This is a genomic window from Streptomyces tsukubensis, assembly GCF_003932715.1.
Lineage (GTDB): Bacteria > Actinomycetota > Actinomycetes > Streptomycetales > Streptomycetaceae > Streptomyces > Streptomyces tsukubensis.
Map to the genome: position 1 here is coordinate 5,958,921 of NZ_CP020700.1, position 23,053 is coordinate 5,981,973.

The window sequence follows — 23,053 nt, forward strand, 5'->3', positions numbered from 1 at the left end:
CGGGGCAGGGCGCGCGGGATCGCCGCGCGCCCGGACGCCCCCGCGAGCCGGGGGAGCGCTGGGATGGCAACAGGACGTACGGACGACGGCCACGGCCGGCTCGGCAGCAGACTGTCGGGGCTGGCCGTGGCCGTCGGCTGTGTGCTCTTCCTCGGCGGCTTCGTCTGGGGCGCCCTGCTCTACCAGCCGTACCAGGTGCCGACGGACTCGATGACCCCGTCCGTGGGCGTCGGCGACCGGGTGCTCGCCGAGCGCATCGACGGGGACGAGGTACGGCGTGGGGACATCGTGGTGTTCCGGGAGGCCGCCTGGGGCGACGCACCGATGATCAAACGGGTGGTCGGCGTCGGCGGTGACACCGTCGCCTGCTGCGGCCGGGACGGGCGGCTCACGGTCAACGGGACGGCCGTCGACGAACCGTACGTCCGCGGCGGCGGACCCGCGTCGCCCACCGGCTTCAGCACCACCGTCCCCGAGGGGAAGCTCTTTCTCCTCGGCGACGAACGCGGCAGCTCCCTCGACTCCCGCACCCATCTCCAGGACGCCGCCGGAGGAGCGGTACCCCGCTCCGCGGTGGAGGCCCGGGTCGACGCCGTCGTCTGGCCCCTGCCCGGATCCTTCCCGGAGCGGCCCGGGGCCTTCGGAGACCTGCCGGGCGGAATCTCCCGCCCCGGGCCGCTGGAGCCGCTGCTGTGGGCCATGGCCGCCGGCACCGTGCTGATCTTCGGCGGATCGGCGTACGGCCCGGCCGCCCGGAAACTCGGCGGAAAGCGGCGCAACAAGGCGGCGACCGGTGTCCGCTGAACCGAACCCGGCCCCGGAACCGAACCCGGCCCCGGAACCGAACCCGGCCCCGGAACCGGACCCGGGCACTCCGGGCGGGCCCCGGAGGGCCGCCCGTGTCGTCCTCCTGGACCCCGACGACCGCATCCTGCTGATCCACGGACACGAGCCGGACCATCCCGCCATCAGCTGGTGGTTCACCCCCGGCGGCGGACTGGAGAGCGGCGAGACCCATGAACAGGCCGCCCTCAGAGAACTGGCCGAGGAGACCGGAATCACCGATGTACGTCTCGGCCCCGTCATCTGGCGGCGGCACTGCTCCTTCCCCTTCGACGGACGCCGCTGGGAACAGGACGAGTGGTACTACCTGGCACGTACGGCGCAGATCACGACGAGGCCCCGGGGCCTGACCGACCTGGAACGGCGCAGCGTCACCGGGCTGAGGTGGTGGACCTCCGCCGAACTGTCCGCGGCGCATGAGACGGTGTACCCGACCAGGCTCGCCGAGCTGCTGCGCACATTGCTCGACGAGGGCCCTCCGCGGACGCCGGTGGTCCTCGACCCCGAAATCGCCTAGGGGCGGGAGCCGCTGGCGCACAATGGGGGGACGCACGGCTGAAGGGGAACATGCCATGAGCGCCGAGGACCTCGAAAAGTACGAGACCGAGATGGAGCTGAAGCTCTACCGGGAGTACCGGGACGTCGTCGGGCTGTTCAAATACGTGATCGAGACCGAGCGCCGCTTCTACCTCACCAACGACTACGAGATGCAGGTCCACTCGGTGCAGGGAGAGGTCTTCTTCGAGGTCTCCATGGCCGACGCCTGGGTGTGGGACATGTACCGGCCGGCGAGGTTCGTGAAACAGGTCCGGGTCCTCACGTTCAAGGACGTCAACATCGAAGAGCTGAACAAGAGCGACCTCGAACTCCCGGGCGGCTAGACCGGCTCCGGTGGTTCTTGTGGCTCCTGCGGATCTCGCCGGGCTCGGGTGATAGCGGAACCGGCCCGGCCGGGGGACCCCCCGGGCCGGGCTTCCGCCGGGGACCCTCCCGCCCCCTCCCGACCCATCCCAGCCTCTCCCAACGCCTCCGCACGGCCACCGGCTCACCCGCACGGGTGAGCAGCTTTTCCACAACCCGCCGGTTATCCACCAAGATCCACACGCCGGCGGGCGGCACGTCACCCTCGGTGCCAGGAGGTGGTGCCGAGATGAACGCCACAGGGGCACTCGGACAGTACGGCGAGGACCTCGCGGTACGGCTGCTGGCCGATGCCGGAATGACGGTCCTCGCCCGCAACTGGCGATACGGACGCACCGGCGAGATCGACATCGTCGCCCGCGACGGCGACACCGTGGTGGTCTGCGAGGTCAAGACCCGAAGGGCCGGCCCCTTCGAGCACCCGATGCAGGCCATCACACCCACCAAAGCCGCCCGGCTGCGGCACCTGGCCGAAGGCTGGCTGGAGCGGCACGGCGGACCACCACCGGGCGGCATCCGCATCGACCTCGTCGGCGTACTGCTGCCCCGGCGCGGAGCCCCCGTCGTCGAACACGCCAAGGGGGTGGCCTGATGGGATTCGCCCGCGCCTGCTCCGTCGCCCTCGTCGGGGTCGAAGGCGTCGTCGTGGAGGTCCAGGCAGACCTCGAACCCGGCATCGCCGCCTTCACCCTCGTCGGACTCCCCGACAAGAGCCTCACCGAGAGCCGCGACCGGGTCAGGGCCGCCGTCGTGAACTCCGGAGCCGAATGGCCCCAGAAGAAACTGACCGTCGGCCTCAGCCCCGCCTCCGTCCCCAAGGGCGGCAGCGGATTCGACCTCGCCGTCGCCTGCGCCGTCCTCGGCGCCGCCGAACGCGTCGACGCCCGCGCCATCGCAGACCTCGTCCTCATCGGTGAACTGGGACTCGACGGACGCGTCCGGCCGGTCCGCGGAGTCCTGCCCGCCGTCCTCGCCGCCGCCGAAGCCGGCTACCGCCAGATCGTCGTCCCCGAACAGTCCGCCGGTGAGGCGTCCCTCGTCCCCGGCGTTTCGGTCCTCGGCGTCCGCAGCCTCCGCCAGCTCATCGCCGTCCTCAACGACGAACCCGTCCCCGCCGAAGAACCCGTCTCCGACGGCCCCGACCCCATGCTCGCCGGACTGATGGTCCCCGGCGCCGGAGTCGGCACCGGACTCGCCAACTGCCCCCAAGGCCACCGCGACCTCACCGACGTCGCAGGCCAGCACCTCGCCCGCACCGCCCTGGAGATCGCCGCCGCCGGCGGACACCACCTCCTGCTCTCCGGCCCGCCCGGCGCCGGAAAGACCATGCTCGCCGAACGGCTCGCCGGCATCCTCCCGCCCCTGACCCGGCGCGAATCCCTGGAAGTCACCGCCGTCCACTCGGTCGCCGGGATCCTCCCGCCCGGCCAGCCGCTCGTCCGCCGCGCCCCCTACTGCGCCCCGCACCACTCTGCGACCATGCCCGCCCTCGTCGGCGGCGGCAACGGACTGCCCCGCCCCGGAGCCGTATCCCTCGCCCACCGTGGGGTCCTCTTTCTGGACGAAGCGCCAGAATTCACCGTCAAAGCCCTCGATGCGCTCCGGCAACCCCTGGAGTCCGGCCAGGTCGTCATCGCCCGCAGTGGCGGAGTGGTTCGGCTCCCCGCCCGCTTCCTGATGGTCCTCGCCGCCAACCCCTGCCCCTGCGGCCGCCACTCCGCCCAGGGCGGCGGCTGCGAATGCCCGCCCGCCGTCATCCGCCGCTACCAGGCCCGGCTCTCCGGACCCCTGCTCGACCGGGTCGACCTCCGGGTCCGGGTCGACCCCGTCCACCGTGCCGACCTGATGGGTCAGGGCGGCCGTGGAGAGTCCAGCGCCGCCGTCGCGGACCGCGTCCAACAGGCCCGCAGCCGCGCCGCCGACCGTCTCGACGACACCCCCTGGACCGTCAACAGCGAAATCCCCGGCCATGAACTCCGCACCCGCTGGCCTGTCGAACCCGGCGCCCTGACCGGCCCCGAACGCGATATGGAACGGGGACTCCTCACCGCCCGCGGACTCGACCGCGTCCTCCGCGTCGCCTGGACCATCGCTGACCTCGCGGGCCGCGACCGCCCGGAACCCCGGGACGTCGACCTCGCCCTCGAACTCCGCACCGGAGTACCCCGCGGCACCACCATCCCCACCGGGGGAGGCCCGCGATGACCGGCCACGACCCCCACCACCCCGCACCCGCCGGAACCGGACCTGCTTCGGTTCCCGTTCCCGGACACCGGCACCCGCCCGACGACCGGGACCGCATCGCCCGCGCCGCACTCACCCGCATCATCGAACCGGGCGACCCCCGGGCCGGACAGTGGCTCGACCGGCTCGGCGCCGGTGAACTGCTCGACCGGATCACCACCTCCACCGACAGCCCCCACGGCGAATCCCCACTCCCCGGCGCCGGCCCGCGCAGACTCGCCGCCTACCGGGCCCGCGCCGCCACCGCCGACCCCCACCGCGACCTGGACACCATCACCGCCGCCGGCGGCCGCTTCATCTGCCCTGGTGACCCCGACTGGCCCACCCAACTCGACGACCTCGGCCCCACCCGCCCCATCGGGCTCTGGACCAGAGGACAGGCCCCCCTCAGAACCTGGGCCCTGCGCTCCGTCGCCGTCGTCGGCGCCCGCGCCTGCACCCCCTACGGCACCCATATGGCCACCACCCTCGCCACCGGCCTCGCTGAACGCGGCTGGGTCGTCGTCTCGGGAGCCGCCTTCGGTATCGACGGCGCCGCCCACCGCGGCGCCCTGGCCGCCGACGGTGCCACCGCCGCCGTACTCGCCTGCGGCGTCGACGTCTGCTACCCCGCCGGACACACCGAACTCCTCCGCCGCATCACCCAACAAGGAATCGTCATCGGTGAGCTGCCACCCGGCGACCACCCCACTCGCAGCCGCTTCGTCCTCCGCAACCGCGTCATCGCCGCACTCACCCGGGGCACGATCGTCGTGGAAGCCACCTACCGCAGCGGCTCCCTCGTCACCGCCCGCCACGCCCGCGAACTCGGACGCCACGTCATGGGCGTTCCCGGACCCGCCACCAGCGCCCTCTCCGCCGGAGTCCACGAACTGCTGCGCGCCGAAGGCACCCTGGTCACCGACGCGGACGACGTGATCGAAATGACCGGCCGGATCGGTGAACTGACACCCCGGCGACGCGGACCCGTCCACCCGGAGGACTTCCTGGACCCCGAAAGTGCCCGAGTCCTCGAAGCGCTCCCCGCCCGCGGCAGCGCCCACCCCGCGAATCTGGCCACCGCAGCGGGAACGACCACCGACAGAACGCTCGCCAGACTGTACGAACTCCACGCGCTGGGATTCGTCGAACGCACGGGGGAGAACTGGACCCTGGCCCCCCGCGCACATCACGAGTCGAACACGCGGCGAGGCGGTCCTTGATCCGGGGCATTCGGGTGAAAAAGTGATGGGGGGCGACCTCCGCCGGGCCGTCCGCCGCATCCGGCGACCGGCGTACGCCGTCGCAACACCGGCACCCGGACACCGGAGCAACGGAACCCTGCGCGCGCGGTCGCCCACCGACCTTCGCCCACTGCGACCATTCAGTCACGCTACGCTCACCACCTCCGGCTACGGCACCCGCACCCCGACGCCGCCCGCTCCATACCCCCCACCCACCCGCTCGGCTTACCTCCGCCCCACCCGCTCGACATCCCCCACCCACCCGCCCGGCTTACCCCCGCCCCGCCCGCTCCCCCGCTCCACCGTCCGTCCCTCGCACCGAGTCCCCTCAACAGCAGAACGGCTCAAGGCAACGCATGCCCCAGCACACCCCCGGGTCTGATCGCGCGCCAATGCCCCCCGCTGCCCGTGGCGCCGCGCGGCCCCCCGCCCCCTCGTCGCTCGATGAGTTGTGGCAGTCGTACAAGGCCACCGGGGACGAGCGCCTGCGCGAACAGTTGATCCTGCACTACTCACCCCTGGTGAAGTACGTGGCCGGCCGGGTCAGCGTCGGCCTGCCCTCCAACGTCGAACAGGCGGACTTCGTCTCCTCCGGAGTCTTCGGACTCATCGACGCCATCGAGAAGTTCGACATCGAGCGGTCGATCAAGTTCGAGACGTACGCCATCACCCGTATCCGCGGCGCGATGATCGACGAACTCCGCGCCCTCGACTGGATCCCCCGCTCCGTCCGCCAGAAGGCCCGCGCCGTCGAACGCGCCTACGCCACCCTCGAAGCCCAGCTCCGCCGAACCCCCAGCGAAGGCGAAGTCGCCTCCGAAATGGGCATCGGCATCGACGAACTGCATGCCGTTTTCAGCCAGTTGTCCCTGGCGAACGTCGTCGCCCTCGAAGAACTGCTCCATGTGGGCGGCGAGAGCGGCGACCGGCTCAGCCTCATGGACACCCTGGAGGACACCGCTGCCGACAACCCCGTCGAGGTTGCCGAGGACCGGGAGCTGCGCCGGCTGCTCGCCCGCGCCATCAACACCCTCCCGGACCGGGAGAAAACCGTCGTCACCCTCTACTACTACGAGGGCCTCACCCTCGCCGAGATCGGCAATGTGCTCGGTGTCACCGAGAGCAGAGTCAGCCAGATCCACACAAAATCCGTCCTCCAGCTGCGGGCGAAACTGGCCGACGTCGGACGCTGACGGCGAATCGACCCATCCTCTTGCGCCGCATCCGTAAAGTGGGAGGGTGCCCAGGATTCGAGCGGCCTCCGTGGCCGAGCACCGGACCATGCAGCGCGACGCACTGCTCGACGCCGCGCGCTCCCTGCTGTCCGAAGGCGGCACGGAAGCGCTGACCTTCCCCGCCCTCGCCGAACGCACCGGCCTCGCCCGGTCCTCCGTCTACGAGTACTTCCGCTCCCGCGCGGCCGTCGTCGAGGAACTGTGCGCCGTGGACTTCCCCGTCTGGGCGGCCGAGGTCGAGGCCGCCATGGAACGGGCGGACGGCCCCGAGGGCAAGGTCGAGGCCTACGTCCGCAGCCAGCTGAACCTGGTCGGGGACCGCCGCCACCGGGCCGTCGTCGCCATCTCCGCAGGAGAACTCGACGACGGCGCCCGTGAGAAGATCCGCGCCGCCCACGGCGGTCTGATCGCCATGATCGTCGAAGCCCTCGCGGAACTCGGCCACGAACAGCCCCGGCTCGCCGCCATGCTGCTCCAGGGCATCGTGGACGCCGCCGTACGCCGGATCGAACTCGGCACGGCGGACGATCCCACGGTGATCGCGGACGCAGCGGTCTCCCTCGCCCTCCACGGCGTCCGCCCCTGACCCTCCCTCCGGGGCCCCCTCCCCCCCGCCCCCTCCCCGCCCCCCTTTTTTTCGTTGTGTGTGCCGTCAGTGGTGCCGTGCGTGGGGTATCCGCGCCGGTGGGTGGTGTCTTTCGGCGCGGGGTGTCCCGGTGGATGTGGTCATCGGTGCGTTCGGTGTCCCGGGTGGCCGGTCCGGGGGTGGTGGGGTGGTGTGTGGGGGAGCAGTCGGGAGGGTGGGCGGTGGAGGAGTGAGAGCGGGTCGAGGTAGTCCCGGGCACGGAGCAGTCCCCAGTGGAGGCAGGACGTGCGGCAGTGGCGTGGGGTGGCGGAGACCCGGGCGACGGGTCGGCCCGCGGTGACGCGGGTGCCGGCGGGGTGGAGGGCGTCGACCGGTTCGTGGGTGATGCGCAGGGGTGGGTCGCCGGTGCCGTCGAGGGTGAGGACGAGTACTCCGCGGCCGGCGATGCGGCCGCTGAAGGAGATCCGGCCGGTTCCGGTGGCCCGTACTTCGGTGCCGGGTGGTGCGGCGAGGTCCACTCCGCGGTGGCCGGGTCCGTAGGGAGAGGTGGGCGGGGTCCAGCCGCGGATGATCCTCGGGTGGGGCACGGGCCAGACCCGGCCGTCACTCATGGTGACCGAGTGGCGGGTGGTGCGTGGCGGCTCGGGTGGGGGATGGGGTGGGCCGGCCGGGCCGGCGGTCACGGAAGGTGACAGCAGGACGGGGAGCAGGGCGAGGGTGGTCAGTGCGGTGCAGGTCATGGGAGGAGGGTGCACCGGGGGGCGGGATGCGGGTGGATCATGGCGCGGTTCTGTGGACAGCCGTTCGGTTGTGGACAACGCCGTCACCCGGCACCGTCCGGGTCCCGTACACTTCTTCTGGCGATCCGGGTCACCGGGTCGACTTCGCACGCCCCGCCATCGTGCAGCCCTTACGGCTCGGTGGCCGCGCCCCTCGGTCCTTCGCGGCAGGCGCATCGGGGCGTCAGGACATCAACCGAGAATCCAAGGAGATACGGCCATGGCCGTCGTCACGATGCGGGAGCTGCTGGAGAGCGGCGTCCACTTCGGTCACCAGACCCGTCGCTGGAACCCGAAGATGAAGCGCTTCATCTTCACCGAGCGCAACGGCATCTACATCATCGACCTGCTCCAGTCGCTGTCGTACATCGACCGCGCCTACGAGTTCGTCAAGGAGACCGTCGCGCACGGCGGCTCCATCATGTTCGTCGGCACCAAGAAGCAGGCCCAGGAGGCGATCGCCGAGCAGGCGACCCGCGTGGGCATGCCGTATGTCAACCAGCGCTGGCTCGGTGGCATGCTGACCAACTTCTCCACCGTCTACAAGCGTCTGCAGCGCCTCAAGGAGCTGGAGCAGATCGACTTCGAGGACGTGGCCGCCTCCGGCCTGACCAAGAAGGAGCTGCTCGTCCTCTCCCGTGAGAAGGCGAAGCTGGAGAAGACCCTCGGCGGCATCCGCGAGATGCAGAAGGTGCCGAGCGCCGTCTGGATCGTCGACACCAAGAAGGAGCACATCGCCGTCGGTGAGGCGCGCAAGCTCCACATCCCGGTCGTCGCGATCCTCGACACCAACTGCGACCCGGACGAGGTCGACTACAAGATCCCCGGCAACGACGACGCGATCCGCTCCGTCACGCTGCTGACCCGTGTGATCGCCGACGCCGTCGCCGAGGGCCTGATCGCCCGTTCCGGTGTCGCCACCGGTGACTCCAAGCCGGGCGACAAGGCCGCCGGTGAGCCGCTCGCCGAGTGGGAGCGCGACCTCCTTGAGGGCGAGAAGAAGGCCGACGACGCCGAGGCCGAGAAGCCGGCCGAGGCTGCCGCCGAGGCCCCCGCCGCCGAGGCCGCTGCTGAGGCCCCCGCTGCTGAGGCCCCCGAGGCCGAGAAGCCGGCCGCGGACGCCGAGCAGGCCTGACCGCCGCAGAGCACGGCAGGTGAGGACGGCGGGGGCGGTGCCAGGAGCACCGGCCCCGCCGTCCGCCCCCGGATCCGTACCGGCCCCGCCCCGGGCCGGCTGCCCGGGCCGCGCGGCTCGCGCCGTCCGGCCCGTACCGGATCCGTCTCGACTTCGACTTCCGACCTTTCGAGGAAAGATTCAAGGACATGGCGAACTACACCGCCGCCGACGTCAAGAAGCTCCGTGAGCTGACCGGCGCCGGCATGATGGACTGCAAGAAGGCCCTGGACGAGGCCGACGGTAACGTCGACAAGGCCGTCGAGCTGCTGCGCGTCAAGGGCCAGAAGGGCGTCGCAAAGCGCGAGTCCCGCACCGCTTCCAACGGCGCCGTCGTCTCCCTCATCTCCGAGGACAAGACGACCGGTGTGCTGCTGGAGCTGAAGTGCGAGACGGACTTCGTCGCCAAGGGTGAGAAGTTCCAGGCCGTCGCCAACGCGCTCGCCGCGCACGTCGCCGCCACCTCCCCGGCGGACCTCGACGCGCTGCTCGCCTCCGAGATCGAGGCCGGCAAGACCGTCCAGGCGTACGTCGACGAGGCCAACGCCAACCTCGGCGAGAAGATCGTCCTCGACCGCTTCGCGCAGTTCTCCGGTGCGTACGTCGGTGTCTACCTGCACCGCACCATGCCGGACCTGCCGCCGCAGGTCGGCGTGCTCGTCGAGCTGAGCGCCGAGAACGCGGACGTCGCCAAGGACGTCGCCCAGCACATCGCCGCCTTCGCGCCGAAGTACCTGTCCCGCGAGGACGTCCCGGCCGATGTCGTCGAGAACGAGCGCCGGGTCGCCGAGGCCACCTCCCGCGAGGAGGGCAAGCCCGAGGCTGCCCTGCCGAAGATCGTCGAGGGCCGGGTGAACGGTTTCTTCAAGGAGGTCACCGTTCTGGAGCAGGCCTTCGCGAAGGACAACAAGAAGTCCGTCCAGAAGGTTCTCGACGAGGCCGGTGTGGAGCTGAAGCGCTTCGCCCGTATCCGCGTCGGCGCCTGACCCGGACGCAGGAACGCCGGTACCCGCGTCCCCGAAGCCGCCCGGAGCGGTGGCACGGGGGCGCCGAGTACGCGGTCGATCCGTCGGCCCGCTAGGGTTTCCCACGCAGTCACAGGCCGCGTGGGCCCCGGACGGTGCCGTTGCGCCCGGAGCGCCGGACGACCGCAGATCTGACGAGGAGGCCATTGCCGACAGGGACACCAGTACCCACCGGCGATGGCCTTCCTCGTATGTGCACGAGGAGATCTCCATGAACAAGGGCGCGGACGCCACCCAGGCGGTTGGCGACAACAGCGACCACGACCACGACGGGAAGCACGACGTGAACGAGCCCGGTGCCGGACGCTTCATGCTGAAGCTCTCCGGAGAGGCCTTCTCCGGCGGGACGGGCCTCGGAGTGGACCCCGACGTCGTGCACGCCATCGCCCGCGAGATCGCGGCCGTCGTCCGGAGCGGCGCCCAGATCGCCGTCGTCATCGGCGGCGGCAACTTCTTCCGCGGCGCCGAGCTCCAGGTGCGCGGCATGGACCGGGCCCGCTCCGACTACATGGGCATGCTCGGCACCGTGATGAACTGCCTCGCGCTCCAGGACTTCCTGGAGAAGGAGGGCATCGACTCCCGGGTCCAGACCGCCATCACCATGGGCCAGGTCGCCGAGCCGTACATTCCGCTGCGGGCCGTACGCCATCTGGAGAAGGGCCGTGTGGTCATCTTCGGCGCCGGTATGGGCATGCCGTACTTCTCCACCGACACCACCGCCGCCCAGCGCGCCCTGGAGATCGACGCCGAGGCCCTGCTGATGGGGAAGAACGGGGTCGACGGGGTCTACGACGCCGACCCGCGGACCAACCCCGACGCGGTCAAGTACGACGCGCTGGAGTACGGCGAGGTCATCACCCGGGACCTCAAGGTCGCCGACGCCACGGCGATCACCCTCTGCCGTGACAACGCCCTGCCGATCCTCGTCTTCGAACTGCTGGCCGCGGGCAATATCGCCCGAGCGGTACGTGGTGAGAAGATCGGCACGCTCGTCAACAGCAAGGGCACCCGAGCCTGAACCGGGGGGTGTCCCGGGCGTCCCGGAACGGATGCCCGAGGATATCCGGGGATGGACAAAGCCCTGCCGGTCGGACACCGTGCAGGGAAGACGCGACAGGTTCCGCCCGACCGGGCAGTTGTCAGCCGGGCCTACTCAAGACACGCAGGAGCAAGTGGTGATCGAAGAGACCCTCCTTGAGGCCGAGGAGAAGATGGAGAAGGCCGTCCTGGTTGCCAAGGACGACTTCGCCGCGATCCGCACCGGACGCGCGCACCCGGCGATGTTCAACAAGATCGTGGCCGACTACTACGGCGCGCTGACCCCGATCAACCAGCTCGCCTCCTTCTCGGTGCCCGAGCCCCGGATGGCCGTGGTCACGCCCTTCGACAAGACGGCGCTGCGCAATATCGAGCAGGCGATCCGCGACTCCGACCTCGGTGTCAACCCGAGCAACGACGGCAACATCATCCGTGTGGTGTTCCCGGAGCTGACCGAGGAGCGCCGCCGCGAGTACATCAAGGTCGCCAAGGCCAAGGCCGAGGACGCGAAGATCTCCATCCGCGCGGTCCGCCGCAAGGCCAAGGAGACCATCGACAAGCTCGTCAAGGACGGCGAGGTCGGCGAGGACGAGGGCCGCCGTGCTGAGAAGGAGCTCGACGACACCACCGCGAAGTACGTCGCGCAGGTGGACGAGCTGCTGAAGCACAAGGAAGCCGAGCTGCTCGAAGTCTGATGAACGACGCTTCCTGGGGGGCCCCGCAGCGGGCCGACTACGTCGGGGGGTGGCGTCCGCAGGACCGGGGCCCGCTTTCGGCGGGTCCCGCGTACGACGGGCACGACGCACAGCAGACTCGGCCCATGCCCATCGTGCCGGACTTTCCCGACGCAGGTAGAGACGCCGGCGGTCCCGGTGACCGTGACCGCCGGAACGACAGTGGCCGGGGGGCCGCCGAGCCGGGCCGCCCCCTGTTCCGCGATGAGCTCCCGCGGGAGCCCGCACCGGCCGGGCCGCAGCCCCCGCCGGCCGGCGGTCCCGGGGATCCCCGCGGCGGCGGGCAGGCTCCCGGCGGTCCGAACGCACCCGGTGCCGCCGGACATCCGGCAGCTCCGGCAGCGGCGGGCCCCGCGGACACCGCAGGGGCGGCGAAGGCGAAGAAGCGGGCCGGGCGTGATCTGCGCGCGGCGATAGGGGTCGGGGTCGGCCTCGGCGCGGTCATCGTCGCGTCGCTCTTCGTGGTCAAGGCCGTCTTCGTCGGCGTGATAACGGTCGCCGTCGTGGTCGGACTGTGGGAACTGACCTCCCGCCTCCAGGAGCGCAAGGGCATCAAGGCCCCGCTGGTGCCCCTGGCGGTCGGAGGCGCGGCGATGGTCGTCGCCGGGTACGTGCGCGGCGCCGAGGGCGCCTGGGTCGCCACGGCCCTCACCGCCCTCGCGGTCCTGGTGTGGCGGATGACGGAGCCCCCCGAGGGCTATCTGAAGGACGTCACGGCGGGCGTCTTCGCCGCGTTCTACGTGCCGTTCCTGGCGACCTTCGTGTCGATGATGCTCACCGCCGACGACGGGGCGCAGCGGGTGCTGACGTTCCTCCTCCTCACCGTGGTCAGCGACACCGGCGCGTACGCGGTCGGCTGGCGCTTCGGCAAACGGAAGCTGGCGCCGAGGATCAGCCCCGGGAAGACCCGGGAAGGACTGCTCGGCGCGGTCGGCTTCGCCATGGTCGCGGGCGCCCTGTGCATGCAGTTCCTCATCGACGGCGGTGCCTGGTGGCAGGGGATCCTGCTGGGCCTCGCGGTCGCCGTCACGGCGACCCTGGGCGATCTGGGCGAGTCGATGATCAAACGGGATCTCGGCATCAAGGACATGGGCACCCTGCTGCCGGGCCACGGCGGCATCATGGACCGCCTGGACTCGCTGCTGCCGACGGCGCCCGTGGTGTGGCTGCTGCTGGTGGTGTTCGTCGGGGCCGGTTAGGGACCGTGCCGTACGCGGGCCGGGACCCCGGCCGCGTACCGTCCAGAGGTACGGCCGGACCGGCCGCGGCTCCGACAGCCCCCGGTGACCTGCAGTTTTGCCGGGAAGGGCTCGTTATCCACAGGATGGCGGGCCCTTCTCCGTACCGTCTGAGAATCTCTGCGACACTGGATGGACCATGCCCAAGCCCGGAGAACTCACTTTCATCGCGCCCCGCGGAGCCAAGAAGCCCCCGAGGCACCTCGCCGACCTCTCGCCCGCCGAGCGCAAGGACGCCGTCGCCGCGATCGGCGAGAAGCCGTTCCGCGCCCGCCAGCTCTCCCAGCACTACTTCGCGCGGTACACCCACGATCCGGCGCAGTGGACGGACATTCCGGCCGCCGCGCGGGAGAAGCTCGCCGCGGAGCTGCTGCCCGAGCTGATGTCGGTGGTGCGGCACATCTCGTGCGACGACGACACCACCCGCAAGACCCTCTGGAGACTGCACGACGGGACCCTCGTCGAATCGGTCCTGATGCGCTACCCGGACCGGGTGACGATGTGCATCTCCTCCCAGGCGGGCTGCGGGATGAACTGCCCGTTCTGCGCCACCGGACAGGCCGGTCTCGACCGGAACCTGTCGACGGCGGAGATCGTGCACCAGATCGTCGACGGTATGCGGGCGCTGCGGGACGGCGAGGTCCCCGGCGGGCCCGCCCGCCTGTCGAACATCGTCTTCATGGGCATGGGCGAGCCGCTGGCGAACTACAAGCGGGTCGTGGGCGCCATCCGGCGGCTCACCGACCCCGAGCCGGACGGCCTCGGACTCTCGCAGCGCGGGATCACCGTCTCCACGGTCGGTCTGGTCCCCGCGATGCAGCGCTTCGCCGACGAGGGCTTCAAATGCCGGCTCGCCGTCTCGCTGCACGCCCCCGACGACGAACTGCGCGACACCCTGGTGCCGGTCAACACCCGCTGGAAGGTCCGCGAGGTCCTCGACGCGGCCTGGGAGTACGCGGAGAAGTCCGGCCGCCGGGTCTCCATCGAGTACGCGCTGATCCGCGACATCAACGACCAGGCATGGCGGGGCGACCTGCTCGGCAGGCTCCTCAAGGGCAAGCGGGTCCACGTCAACCTCATTCCGCTGAACCCCACCCCCGGATCCAAGTGGACCGCTTCACGGCCGGAGGACGAGAAGGCGTTCGTCGAGGCCATCGCCGCCCACGGGGTGCCGGTGACGGTGCGGGACACCCGCGGCCAGGAGATCGACGGGGCCTGCGGACAGCTCGCCGCCGCCGAGCGGTGACGGACCGGACACATTGCGGGACCGCCCCTGCCATGGCGGGATCCGCGCCTTGTAGTCTGGCCTGAACATTTGCATATTTCCGACAGGGGAGCGCCACAGCGCTGAGAGTGCGGTACCCACGGGGCCGCAGACCCTCTGAACCTCGCCCGGGTCATTCCGGGTAGGAAGTTCGGTCTTTCACTCAAGCTGTTGCGCCCTGCCCGGATTCCCTCGGGGGATCCGGGCAGGGCCGCGTCTCTTCCTGGCCTTCACCAGGAGGAATTCGACCAGTGAGCAGTAGCAGTACCAGGAAGCGCGCGGCCGCCGCGCTGGCCGCCGCACTCGGTGTGACCGTCCTCGCCGCCTGCGGAGGGGACTCCTCCGCAAAGAAGGAGCAGGGCTCCGGCGGCGGCAAGGGCTCGAAGACCGTCACGCTCGTCAGCCACGACTCCTTCGCCGCCTCCGAGGACGTCCTCAAGGAGTTCACCCGGCAGACCGGCTACACCGTCAAGATCCTCAAGAGCGGTGACGCGGGCGTCGCGCTCAACAAGGAGATCCTCACCAAGGGCTCCCCGCAGGGCGACGTCTTCTTCGGCGTCGACAACACCCTGCTCTCCCGCGCCCTCGACAACGGCATCTTCACCCCCCACGAGGCCAAGGGGCTCGACCGGATACCCGCGGCGGTCCGCCTCGACGGCGACAAGCACCGGGTCACCCCCGTCGACACCGGCGACATCTGCGTCAACTACGACAAGAAGTACTTCGCCGACCGCAAGCTCGCGCCGCCCGTCACCTTCGACGACCTGATCAAGCCCGAGTACCGGAACCTGCTGGTCGCCGAGAACGCGGCCACCTCCTCACCCGGCCTCGGCTTCCTCCTCGGCACCGTCGCCCGCTACGGCGAGGACGGCTGGCAGGACTACTGGAAGAAGCTCAAGGCCAACGGACTCAAGGTCGTCGACGGCTGGGAAGAGGCCTACAACCGCGAGTTCTCCGGCTCCGCAGGCGGAAAGAAGGAAGGCGGCGACCGGCCGCTGGTCGTCTCCTACGCCTCCAGCCCGCCCGTCGAGGTCCTCTTCGCCGAGCCGCAGCCCAAGGAGGCACCGACCGGTGTCGCCACCGGCACCTGCTTCCGGCAGATCGAGTTCGCCGGACTGCTGAAGGGCGCGAAGAACGAGGCCGGCGGCAAGGCGCTGCTGGACTTCCTCGTCTCGGCGCCGTTCCAGCAGGACCTGCCGCTGAACATGTTCGTCAACCCGGTCGTCGAAGGGACCAAGCTCCCCGAACTCTTCACCCGCCACGGCGCGAAGATCACCGACCCGGCGACGCTGCCGCCGGACACCATCACGAAGAACCGGGAACAGTGGATCCAGAAGTGGTCGTCGACCGTCGTCAAGTGACGGCCGGAGGACCGGCCCGCACGGACCGGGCGGCGGCAGAGAACCGCCGCCCGGTCCGTGCGGTGCGCGCCCTCCGTACCGGGACCGCGGCACGGCTCGCCCTGCTGACCCTGCCCACCGTGTTCTTCGCGGTCTTCTTCGCCTACCCCGTGGCCGCCATCGTCGGCCGCGGGCTGCGCTCCGGCGGCACCTGGCAGTTCGGGCGGATCACCGAGGTCCTCGGCCGGGACGATATCGCCGGGGTCCTCTGGTTCACCACCTGGCAGGCGCTCGCCTCCACCGCGCTGACCCTGCTGATCGCCCTGCCCTGCGCCTATGTCACCGCCCGCTACGCCTTCCCCGGGAAGAAGCTGCTGCGGGCCGTGGTGACCGTGCCGTTCGTGCTGCCGACGGTCGTCGTCGGCACCGCGTTCCTCGCCCTGCTGGGCCGCGGCGGACTCCTCGACGAGACCTGGGGCATCCGGCTCGACACCACGGTCTGGGCGATCCTGATCGCCCATGTCTTCTTCAACTACGCCGTCGTCGTCCGTACCGTCGGCGGACTCTGGGCCCAGCTCGACCCCCGCCAGGAAGAGGCCGCCCGGGTCCTGGGCGCCGGACGGTTCACCGCCTGGCGCACGGTGACACTCCCCGCGCTCGCGCCGTCCGTCGCCTCCGCCGCCCTGATGGTCTTCCTGTTCACCTTCACCTCCTTCGGCATCGTGCAGATCCTCGGCGGCCCCGGCTTCGCCACCCTGGAGGTCGAGGTCTACCGGCAGACCGCGCACCTGCTGGACCTGCGCACCGCCGCCGTCCTCACCCTCGTGCAGTTCGCGGCCGTCGGCGCGGTGCTCGCCGTCCACGCCCGGACCGTACGGAAGCGGGAGACCGCCCTGCGGCTGGTCGACCCGCGGCACACCGCGCACCGGCCCCGCGGCGCCCGCCAGTGGGCCCTGCTGGGCGCCGTGCTCACCACCGTCGCCCTGCTGGTGCTGCTGCCCCTCGGGGTCCTCGTGGAACGCTCCCTGGCCACCCCCCGCGGCTACAACCTGGACTACTACCGGGCGCTCGGCCGGCTCGACGAGAGCGGCGGCGCCTTCCTCGTCCCCCCGGTGCACGCCGTGGTGAACTCCCTCCAGTACGCGCTGGCCGCCACCGCGATCGCCGTCGTCATCGGCGGACTCGCCGCCGCGGCCCTCGCCCGGCGCGGCGGCCCGGGCGGCGCCGGACGGCTGCTGCGGGGCTTCGACGCGCTGCTGATGCTGCCGCTCGGGGTCTCGGCGGTCACCGTCGGCTTCGGCTTCCTGATCACCCTCGACGAACCGCCGCTCGACCTGCGGGCCTCGTGGATCCTGGTGCCGCTGGCCCAGGCCCTGGTCGGAGTGCCGTTCGTGGTGCGGACCATGCTGCCGGTGCTCCGCGCCGTCGACGGCCGGCTGCGGGAGGCCGCGGCCGTCCTCGGGGCGTCCCCGCTGCGGGTGTGGCGGGAGGTCGACCTCCCCCTGGTGCGGCGGGCCCTGCTGATCGCCGCGGGCTTCGCCTTCGCCGTCTCCCTCGGCGAGTTCGGCGCCACCGTGTTCATCGCCCGGCCCGACGAACCGACGCTGCCGGTCGCCGTCGCCCGGCTCCTCGGCCGGCCCGGCGAACTCAACTACGGGCAGGCGATGGCCCTCAGCACGATCCTGATGGTGGTGTGCGCGGTCGCGCTGCTGTCACTGGAGCGAATCCGCTCCAGGACCACCACGACCGCAGCGACCGGGGAGTTCTGATGCTCGGACTCGACGATGTGACCGTACGGTTCGGGGACCGGGCCGCCCTCGACGCTGTGGACCTCACCGTCGCCGCCCACGAGACCGTCTGCGTCCTGGGCCCCAGCGGCAGCGGCAAGTCCACCCTGCTGCGGGTCGTCGCCGGGCTCCGCCGCGCCGACCGCGGCCGGGTCCTCCTCGGCGGCGAGGACCAGACCGGCGTACCGGTGCACCGCCGCGGCGTCGGCCTGATGTTCCAGGACCACCAGCTGTTCCCCCAGCACGACGTCGCCGGAAACGTCGCCTTCGGGCTGCGGATGCGCGGCACCAACCGGGCTGCGCAGCAGCGCCGGACCGCCGAACTGCTGGAGCTGGTGGGGCTGCCGGGCGCCGGGGGACGTACGGTGTCCTCCCTGTCCGGCGGCGAACAGCAGCGGGTGGCACTGGCCAGGGCCCTGGCCCCGGAACCGAAGCTGCTGATGCTCGACGAACCCCTCGGCCAACTCGACCGCGGACTGCGGGAGCGGCTCGTCGTCGAACTGCGGGCCCTGTTCGGCAGGCTCGGGACGACGGTCCTCGCGGTCACCCACGACCAGGGCGAGGCGTTCGCGCTCGCCGACCGGGTGGTGATCATGCGGGAGGGGCGGATCGCGCAGACCGGGGCACCCCTGGAAGTGTGGCAACGCCCGGCGGACGCGTTCGTCGCCCGGTTCCTCGGCTTCGACAACATCGTGGACGCGGAGGTCCGCGACGGGACCGCCGACACCGTATGGGGCCGGATACCGCTGCCCGCCGGGGTGCCGGACGGCGCGTACGAACTGCTGGTCAGGCCCGCCGGGGTACGGCTGACGGATCCCGGTACGGGCCGCGGGCCGCGCTGCACCGTGGAGTCCCGGACCTTCCGGGGCAGCCATGTCGCCGTGCGGCTGCGCCCGGAGAACGGCCCGGTGCTGGAGGCCGAGACGGGGCCCCGGGACGCCCCGGAGCAGGGTGCGCGGGTGGGCGTGGAATTCGCCCCGGACGAGATCGTGGTGCTGGGCCGCGACTGACCGGTCGGGGCGGCCACCGCGAAACGGAACGGGAGCCGCCGCCTCAGTGGTCGGCCGCCGGACCGGGGGCACAGGCCGCGGCGACGGCGAGGCTGTCCTCGATGACCCGGAAGCGGACGATCAGCCCGTCCGCGACGGTGAAGTGCAGGGCGAACGGCGAGGTGAACCGGATGCCCGTGGCCCGGACCGTACCCGCGAGGGTGCCGGTGACGACCGCGTCGGGGCCGGTGACGACGACCACGTCGATCCGGGTGCCCGCGGGATCGTTCTCCTGGCCCGCCGCCAGCTCGCGCCAGTGGCCGGCGATATCGGCCCGGGTGGACCGGGGCCGGATCCACGGCACGGCGGGGTTCGGCGCGATGTACCAGTCGACCTCCGCGGCGTACAGCTCCGCGATGCGCTCGGGTGAGCCCGCCGCGAGCCGGACCAGGAACTCTTCGACGACGGCGCGGGTGGCCGCGGTGACGGTGTCGGTGTCGGTGTCGGTCATGCTGGTCTTCCCTTCGGGCGGGCCGGACGGCCGGTTCCTGTGGGAAGGATCCTGCCGGGCGGCGCGCGGAGGGTCGATTACCTCCGGGGTCATCCCTCCAGCGGGACCGCCGCGAGAGCCGCCACCGTCCACGTCAGGGGGGCGAAGACGGCCAGCAGCGCCAGGGCCCGCAGCGCCGCGGCGGAGCGCAGGGCCCCGGCCGGGGCGCCGAGGCGGCGCAGTTCGGTACGGGTCGGGGTGCGCAGGGCGCGGGCCTCGGCCGCGGCGACCAGCAGCGTCGCCGTCGTACAGCCGATGACCAGGGCCGCACCGAGACCGGTGAGCGGGCCGAACGGGCGGGAGCCGCCGCCGGACAGGGCCACGGCGGCCGCCGCGGCCGATGCGACGGCGCACACCACCCCCAGCGGGCGGCCGATCCGGCGGGCCTCCGCCATCAGGACCCGCCCCGCGAGCAGGCGTACGGCGCCGGGGCGGGCGGTCTGGAGCAGCCGGCCCGCGGCGTGGGTGAGCGCGGGGCCCGCGACGGCGAGCCCGGCCGCGGTGAGCGCCCAGCCGGCCAGCATGCCCGCCGGGTCGGAGCCGGCGCCGTCCGCGCCGGAGCGGGCCGCGTAGGTGCCGATCGCCAGACCGGCCGTGGTCAGGGCGCAGCCCCACGGCAGCCCGCCGGGCGCCGTCTTCGGTACGGGCGGTTCCGCCGGGTCGGGGGTGTCGGCCGAGGCGCGGGCCCGCAGCGCGAGGGCGGCGGCCACGGTCGCCGTCAGGGGGAGCAGCGTCAGCAGGGTCAGCGCGGCGGCGAGCGGCAGCGGCCGGTCGGCGGCGAGGAGTTCGGCGCCCGCCCCGTCGAACGGCAGCCCGGTCAGATCGCCCCGCAGATGGAGGACGAGGAGCAGGGCGACGGTGCTGCCGAGGGTGGCGGCGAGGGCGGTGGAGGAGGCGGCGAGCGCGGCGAGCCCGGCGGGTCCGAGACCGACGGCGGACAGTCCGGTACGGGGCCGGGTGCCGGGGTCGGTACGGGCCACGGCGACCGCGAAGTGCACCGCGGCGGCCAGCGGTACCAGGCACCACGAAAGCCGGGGCAGCGCCGCCGGGTCGCCCGGGTGCGCGAGCGCGTACGTCAAGGCGCTGAGCAGGAGGAAGCCGACCCCGGCCGAGGCTGCGGCGACCAGCAGCCGCCGCAGCAGTGCGAGGGGCCCGGCGCCGCGGGCTAGACGGAGAGCGAGCACGCGGCCAGGCCTTCCGTGCCGGCGGCGGCCGGGGTGTCGGCGCGCCGCCCGTCGAGCAGGGTGATCACGCGGTCGGCAACCGCCGTGACCTGCGGGTCGTGGCTGGCGAGCAGGACCGTGATCCGGTGCGAGCGGGCCGCTGCCAGCACCGTCCGCAGGACCTGTGCCGCATCCGCGCGGTGCAGGGTCGCCGTCGGTTCGTCGGCGAAGAGCACGGCCGGTTCTGCGACCAGGGCCCGGGCGGTCGCGGTCCGCTGGCGCTGGGTCTGCGTCAGCGCGTGCGGGCGGAGCCGGGCGGCCGCGGCGATGTCGAGCCGCTCCAGCCACTCCAGGGCGGCGGCCTTGGCCCGCCGGTGCGGGACGCCGCGCAGCAGCAGCGGCAGGGCCGCGTTCTCCCAGGCGGTCAGCTCGGGGACGAGGGACGGCTCCGGGCCGATCCAGCCGAAGCGTTCCCGGCGGAGCCGTTCCCGCTGCGGGGCGGGCAGGGTGTGCAGGGGCGTGCCGTTGAACCAGACCTCGCCCCCGGTGGGGACCGACTGCCCGGACAGACAGCGCAGCAGGGTGGTCTTCCCGGCGCCGCGCGGGCCACCGACCGCGAGGATCTCGCCCTCCCGCACCCCGGCGTCGATGCCGGTGAGGGCGGGGGAGCCCCGGTGGCTGTGGTGCAGCGAGCGTGCCCACAGGACGTCGCCGTCCGGCGGAGTCGGAGTCTCCATGGCGTACCCCTCGCCTCTGATCGGTTGCGGCGGCCCCGGCCGGCCCGGTTTGCCCCGTACGGGCGGACGAGGCCGTGGGAACGGTCCCCGGCACGCACGCCAGGGAACAACCCTTGGGCAGAGGGCCGCGGGGGCCGGGGAACCACACGGCCCGGGTACGCGCCATCCACTCGGATGGGCGTACCCGGGCCGTTGTCCGGGCGGCGCGGGGCCGTCAGGGGATCAGAGCTTGGTCCAGGCCTCGGTGAGGACCGTGCGGAGCACGCCTTCGATCTCGTCGAAGGTGGACTGGTCGGCGATCAGCGGCGGGGCGAGCTGGATCACCGGGTCGCCGCGGTCGTCGGCCCGGCAGTACAGGCCGTTGTCGAAGAGCGCCTTGGAGAGGAAACCGTAGAGCACGCGCTCCGTCTCCTCGTCCGTGAAGGTCTCCTTGGTGGCCTTGTCCTTGACCAGTTCGATTCCGTAGAAGAAGCCGTTGCCGCGGACGTCGCCGACGATCGGCAGGTCGTACAGCTTCTCCAGGGTGGCCTTGAACGCGCCCTCGTTGTCGAGGACGTGCTGGTTGAGGCCCTCGCGCTCGAAGATGTCGAGGTTGGCGATGCCGACGGCCGCGGAGACCGGGTGGCCGCCGAAGGTGTAGCCGTGCAGGAAGGTGTTGTCGCCCTTGTAGAACGGCTCGGCGATCTTGTCCGAGACGATGCAGGCGCCGATCGGGGAGTAGCCCGAGGTCATGCCCTTGGCGCAGGTGATCATGTCGGGGATGTAGCCGAACTTGTCACAGGCGAAGGTGGTGCCGAGGCGGCCGAAGGCGCAGATGACCTCGTCGGAGACGAGCAGCACATCGTACTGGTCGCAGATCTCGCGCACCCGCTGGAAGTAGCCGGGCGGCGGCGGGAAGCAGCCGCCGGCGTTCTGCACCGGCTCCAGGAAGACCGCGGCGACGGTCTCCGGGCCCTCGAAGAGGATCTCCTGCTCGATCTGGTCGGCGGCCCAGCGGCCGAAGGCCTCGGGGTCGTCGCCGTGGATCGGGGCGCGGTAGATGTTGGTGTTGGGCACCTTGTGCGCGCCGGGGACCAGCGGCTCGAAGGGGGCCTTCAGGGCCGGGAGGCCGGTGATGGACAGGGCGCCCTGCGGGGTGCCGTGGTAGGCGACCGCGCGCGAGATGACCTTGTACTTGGTGTGCTGGCCCTGCAGCTTCCAGTACTGCTTGGCCAGCTTCCACGCGGTCTCGACGGCCTCGCCGCCGCCGGTGGTGAAGAAGACCTTGTTGAGGTCGCCGGGTGCCTCGTTCGCCAGCCGCTCGGCCAGTTCGACGGCCTTGGGGTGGGCGTAGGACCAGACCGGGAAGAAGGCCAGCTCCTGCGCCTGCTTGTAGGCGGTCTCGGCGAGCTCGACCCGGCCGTGTCCGGCGTTGACCACGAAGAGGCCGGCGAGGCCGTCGATGTAGCGCTTGCCCTGGTCGTCGTAGATGTAGGTGCCCTCACCGCGGACGATGGTGGGGACGGGGGCGTTCTCGTACGACGACATGCGGGTGAAGTGCATCCACAGGTGGTCGTAGGCGGTCTTGGAGAGGTCGCTGCGGTCGCTCACGGCTATCGGGTTCCCCACATGTAGGTCTGCTTCTTGAGCTTGAGGTAGACGAAGCTCTCGGTGGACCGCACACCGGGGAGTGCACGAATCCGCTTGTTGATCACTTCGAGCAGGTGGTCGTCGTCCTCGCAGACGATCTCCACCATCAGGTCGAAGGAGCCCGCGGTCATCACCACGTACTCGCATTCGGCCATGGCCGTCAGCGCCTCCGCCACGGGATCGAGGTCGCCCTCCACCCGGATGCCGACCATCGCCTGGCGGCGGAAGCCCACGGTGAGCGGGTCCGTCACGGCGACGATCTGCATGACGCCCTGGTCGAGCAGCTTCTGTACGCGCTGGCGCACCGCCGCTTCGGAGAGGCCGACGGCCTTCCCGATCGCGGCATAAGGACGGCGTCCGTCCTCCTGGAGCTGTTCGATGATCGCTAGGGACACGGCGTCGATCGCCGGGGACTGGATGTTCCCGGCGGATCCGTTCCTGGAGTCTGCGCTTCGACTGGCCACAGCTTCACAATGCACGGGACTCCTCCGTCACGCAAGCCCTTCACTGATGAAATTCGTTGTTGAGTGACCTCATGAGAACTAAATCCGAAG

At 71.6% G+C, this 23,053-nt stretch carries 23 protein-coding genes; 17 read left to right on the top strand and 6 right to left on the bottom strand.

Annotated features, from left to right (window positions below):
* Positions 1–63: 63 nt before the first annotated feature.
* The 8 genes from lepB (at position 64) to B7R87_RS24855 (ending at position 7,052) form a co-directional block, all read left to right on the top strand.
* The gene (lepB, locus tag B7R87_RS24820; RefSeq protein WP_006346297.1) at positions 64–804 is read left to right on the top strand and encodes a signal peptidase I; all 741 of its coding nucleotides are present in this window, start codon (positions 64–66) and stop codon (positions 802–804) included.
* Positions 794–1,360 (top strand): NUDIX hydrolase, encoded by a 567-nt coding sequence (locus B7R87_RS24825; protein ID WP_006346296.1) that lies wholly within the window; start codon positions 794–796, stop codon positions 1,358–1,360. The genes lepB and B7R87_RS24825 overlap by 11 nt, the downstream gene beginning before the upstream one ends.
* A gap of 55 nt (positions 1,361–1,415) precedes the next feature.
* Positions 1,416–1,724 (top strand): DUF2469 domain-containing protein, encoded by a 309-nt coding sequence (locus B7R87_RS24830; protein WP_003965949.1) that lies wholly within the window; start codon positions 1,416–1,418, stop codon positions 1,722–1,724.
* A gap of 269 nt (positions 1,725–1,993) precedes the next feature.
* Complete coding sequence (locus B7R87_RS24835) at positions 1,994–2,356, top strand: YraN family protein (protein WP_006346295.1); 363 nt, start codon at positions 1,994–1,996, stop codon at positions 2,354–2,356.
* Positions 2,356–3,969: a YifB family Mg chelatase-like AAA ATPase gene (locus B7R87_RS24840; protein ID WP_006346294.1), complete on the top strand. Its 1,614-nt coding sequence runs from the start codon at positions 2,356–2,358 to the stop codon at positions 3,967–3,969. The genes B7R87_RS24835 and B7R87_RS24840 overlap by 1 nt, the downstream gene beginning before the upstream one ends.
* The gene (gene dprA, locus B7R87_RS24845; protein ID WP_006346293.1) at positions 3,966–5,210 is read left to right on the top strand and encodes a DNA-processing protein DprA; all 1,245 of its coding nucleotides are present in this window, start codon (positions 3,966–3,968) and stop codon (positions 5,208–5,210) included. The genes B7R87_RS24840 and dprA overlap by 4 nt, the downstream gene beginning before the upstream one ends.
* A 377-nt stretch (positions 5,211–5,587) precedes the next feature.
* Entirely contained in the window at positions 5,588–6,424 is an 837-nt protein-coding gene (gene whiG / locus B7R87_RS24850) for an RNA polymerase sigma factor WhiG (RefSeq protein WP_040913937.1), read from the top strand.
* A gap of 70 nt (positions 6,425–6,494) precedes the next feature.
* A complete protein-coding gene (locus B7R87_RS24855; RefSeq protein WP_006346291.1) occupies positions 6,495–7,052 on the top strand; it encodes a TetR/AcrR family transcriptional regulator in 558 nt (185 codons plus the stop codon).
* 140 nt (positions 7,053–7,192) lie between these two features.
* Here B7R87_RS24855 and B7R87_RS24860 read toward each other — a convergent pair whose 3' ends face one another.
* Positions 7,193–7,792 (bottom strand): M23 family metallopeptidase, encoded by a 600-nt coding sequence (locus B7R87_RS24860; RefSeq protein ID WP_006346290.1) that lies wholly within the window; start codon positions 7,790–7,792, stop codon positions 7,193–7,195.
* Between the two features lie 259 nt (positions 7,793–8,051).
* Between B7R87_RS24860 and rpsB the strand changes: the two genes are divergently transcribed.
* The 9 genes from rpsB to B7R87_RS24905 all read left to right on the top strand — a co-directional run bounded on the left by rpsB (position 8,052) and on the right by B7R87_RS24905 (position 18,441).
* Positions 8,052–8,966, top strand: coding sequence for a 30S ribosomal protein S2 (rpsB, locus tag B7R87_RS24865; protein ID WP_130585182.1), 915 nt, complete (start codon positions 8,052–8,054; stop codon positions 8,964–8,966).
* A 188-nt stretch (positions 8,967–9,154) separates the two neighbouring features.
* The gene (gene tsf / locus B7R87_RS24870) at positions 9,155–9,991 is read left to right on the top strand and encodes a translation elongation factor Ts (protein WP_006346288.1); all 837 of its coding nucleotides are present in this window, start codon (positions 9,155–9,157) and stop codon (positions 9,989–9,991) included.
* 250 nt (positions 9,992–10,241) lie between these two features.
* Complete coding sequence (gene pyrH, locus B7R87_RS24875; RefSeq protein WP_040913936.1) at positions 10,242–11,048, top strand: UMP kinase; 807 nt, start codon at positions 10,242–10,244, stop codon at positions 11,046–11,048.
* A gap of 157 nt (positions 11,049–11,205) precedes the next feature.
* Complete coding sequence (gene frr / locus B7R87_RS24880) at positions 11,206–11,763, top strand: ribosome recycling factor (protein ID WP_006346286.1); 558 nt, start codon at positions 11,206–11,208, stop codon at positions 11,761–11,763.
* Positions 11,763–13,001 (top strand): phosphatidate cytidylyltransferase, encoded by a 1,239-nt coding sequence (locus tag B7R87_RS24885; protein ID WP_130585181.1) that lies wholly within the window; start codon positions 11,763–11,765, stop codon positions 12,999–13,001. The genes frr and B7R87_RS24885 overlap by 1 nt, the downstream gene beginning before the upstream one ends.
* 178 nt (positions 13,002–13,179) lie before the next feature.
* On the top strand, positions 13,180–14,286 hold the full coding sequence (rlmN, locus tag B7R87_RS24890) for a 23S rRNA (adenine(2503)-C(2))-methyltransferase RlmN (protein ID WP_006346283.1): 1,107 nt from the start codon (positions 13,180–13,182) through the stop codon (positions 14,284–14,286).
* A 269-nt stretch (positions 14,287–14,555) separates the two neighbouring features.
* Complete coding sequence (locus B7R87_RS24895) at positions 14,556–15,665, top strand: thiamine ABC transporter substrate-binding protein (protein WP_006346282.1); 1,110 nt, start codon at positions 14,556–14,558, stop codon at positions 15,663–15,665.
* 62 nt (positions 15,666–15,727) lie between these two features.
* Positions 15,728–17,413: an ABC transporter permease gene (locus B7R87_RS24900; protein ID WP_391119251.1), complete on the top strand. Its 1,686-nt coding sequence runs from the start codon at positions 15,728–15,730 to the stop codon at positions 17,411–17,413.
* Positions 17,413–18,441 carry an ABC transporter ATP-binding protein gene (locus tag B7R87_RS24905; RefSeq protein ID WP_006346279.1) on the top strand — a complete coding sequence of 343 codons (1,029 nt, stop codon included), beginning with the start codon at positions 17,413–17,415 and terminating at the stop codon, positions 18,439–18,441. The genes B7R87_RS24900 and B7R87_RS24905 overlap by 1 nt, the downstream gene beginning before the upstream one ends.
* 43 nt (positions 18,442–18,484) lie before the next feature.
* Here B7R87_RS24905 and B7R87_RS24910 read toward each other — a convergent pair whose 3' ends face one another.
* The 5 genes from B7R87_RS24910 to B7R87_RS24930 form a co-directional block, all read right to left on the bottom strand.
* Positions 18,485–18,931, bottom strand: a complete 447-nt coding sequence (locus B7R87_RS24910; protein ID WP_006346278.1) for a nuclear transport factor 2 family protein — start codon at positions 18,929–18,931, stop codon at positions 18,485–18,487.
* Positions 18,932–19,020: 89 nt separating this feature from the next.
* Positions 19,021–20,154 carry a hypothetical protein gene (locus tag B7R87_RS24915; RefSeq protein ID WP_130585180.1) on the bottom strand — a complete coding sequence of 378 codons (1,134 nt, stop codon included), beginning with the start codon at positions 20,152–20,154 and terminating at the stop codon, positions 19,021–19,023.
* Positions 20,136–20,870 (bottom strand): ABC transporter ATP-binding protein, encoded by a 735-nt coding sequence (locus B7R87_RS24920; RefSeq protein ID WP_006346276.1) that lies wholly within the window; start codon positions 20,868–20,870, stop codon positions 20,136–20,138. The genes B7R87_RS24915 and B7R87_RS24920 overlap by 19 nt, the downstream gene beginning before the upstream one ends.
* A gap of 222 nt (positions 20,871–21,092) precedes the next feature.
* Positions 21,093–22,478: an aspartate aminotransferase family protein gene (locus B7R87_RS24925; RefSeq protein WP_040913933.1), complete on the bottom strand. Its 1,386-nt coding sequence runs from the start codon at positions 22,476–22,478 to the stop codon at positions 21,093–21,095.
* Positions 22,463–22,978, bottom strand: coding sequence for an Lrp/AsnC family transcriptional regulator (locus tag B7R87_RS24930; RefSeq protein ID WP_040913932.1), 516 nt, complete (start codon positions 22,976–22,978; stop codon positions 22,463–22,465). Before B7R87_RS24930 ends, B7R87_RS24925 begins: the two co-directional genes overlap by 16 nt.
* Positions 22,979–23,053: the final 75 nt, after the last annotated feature.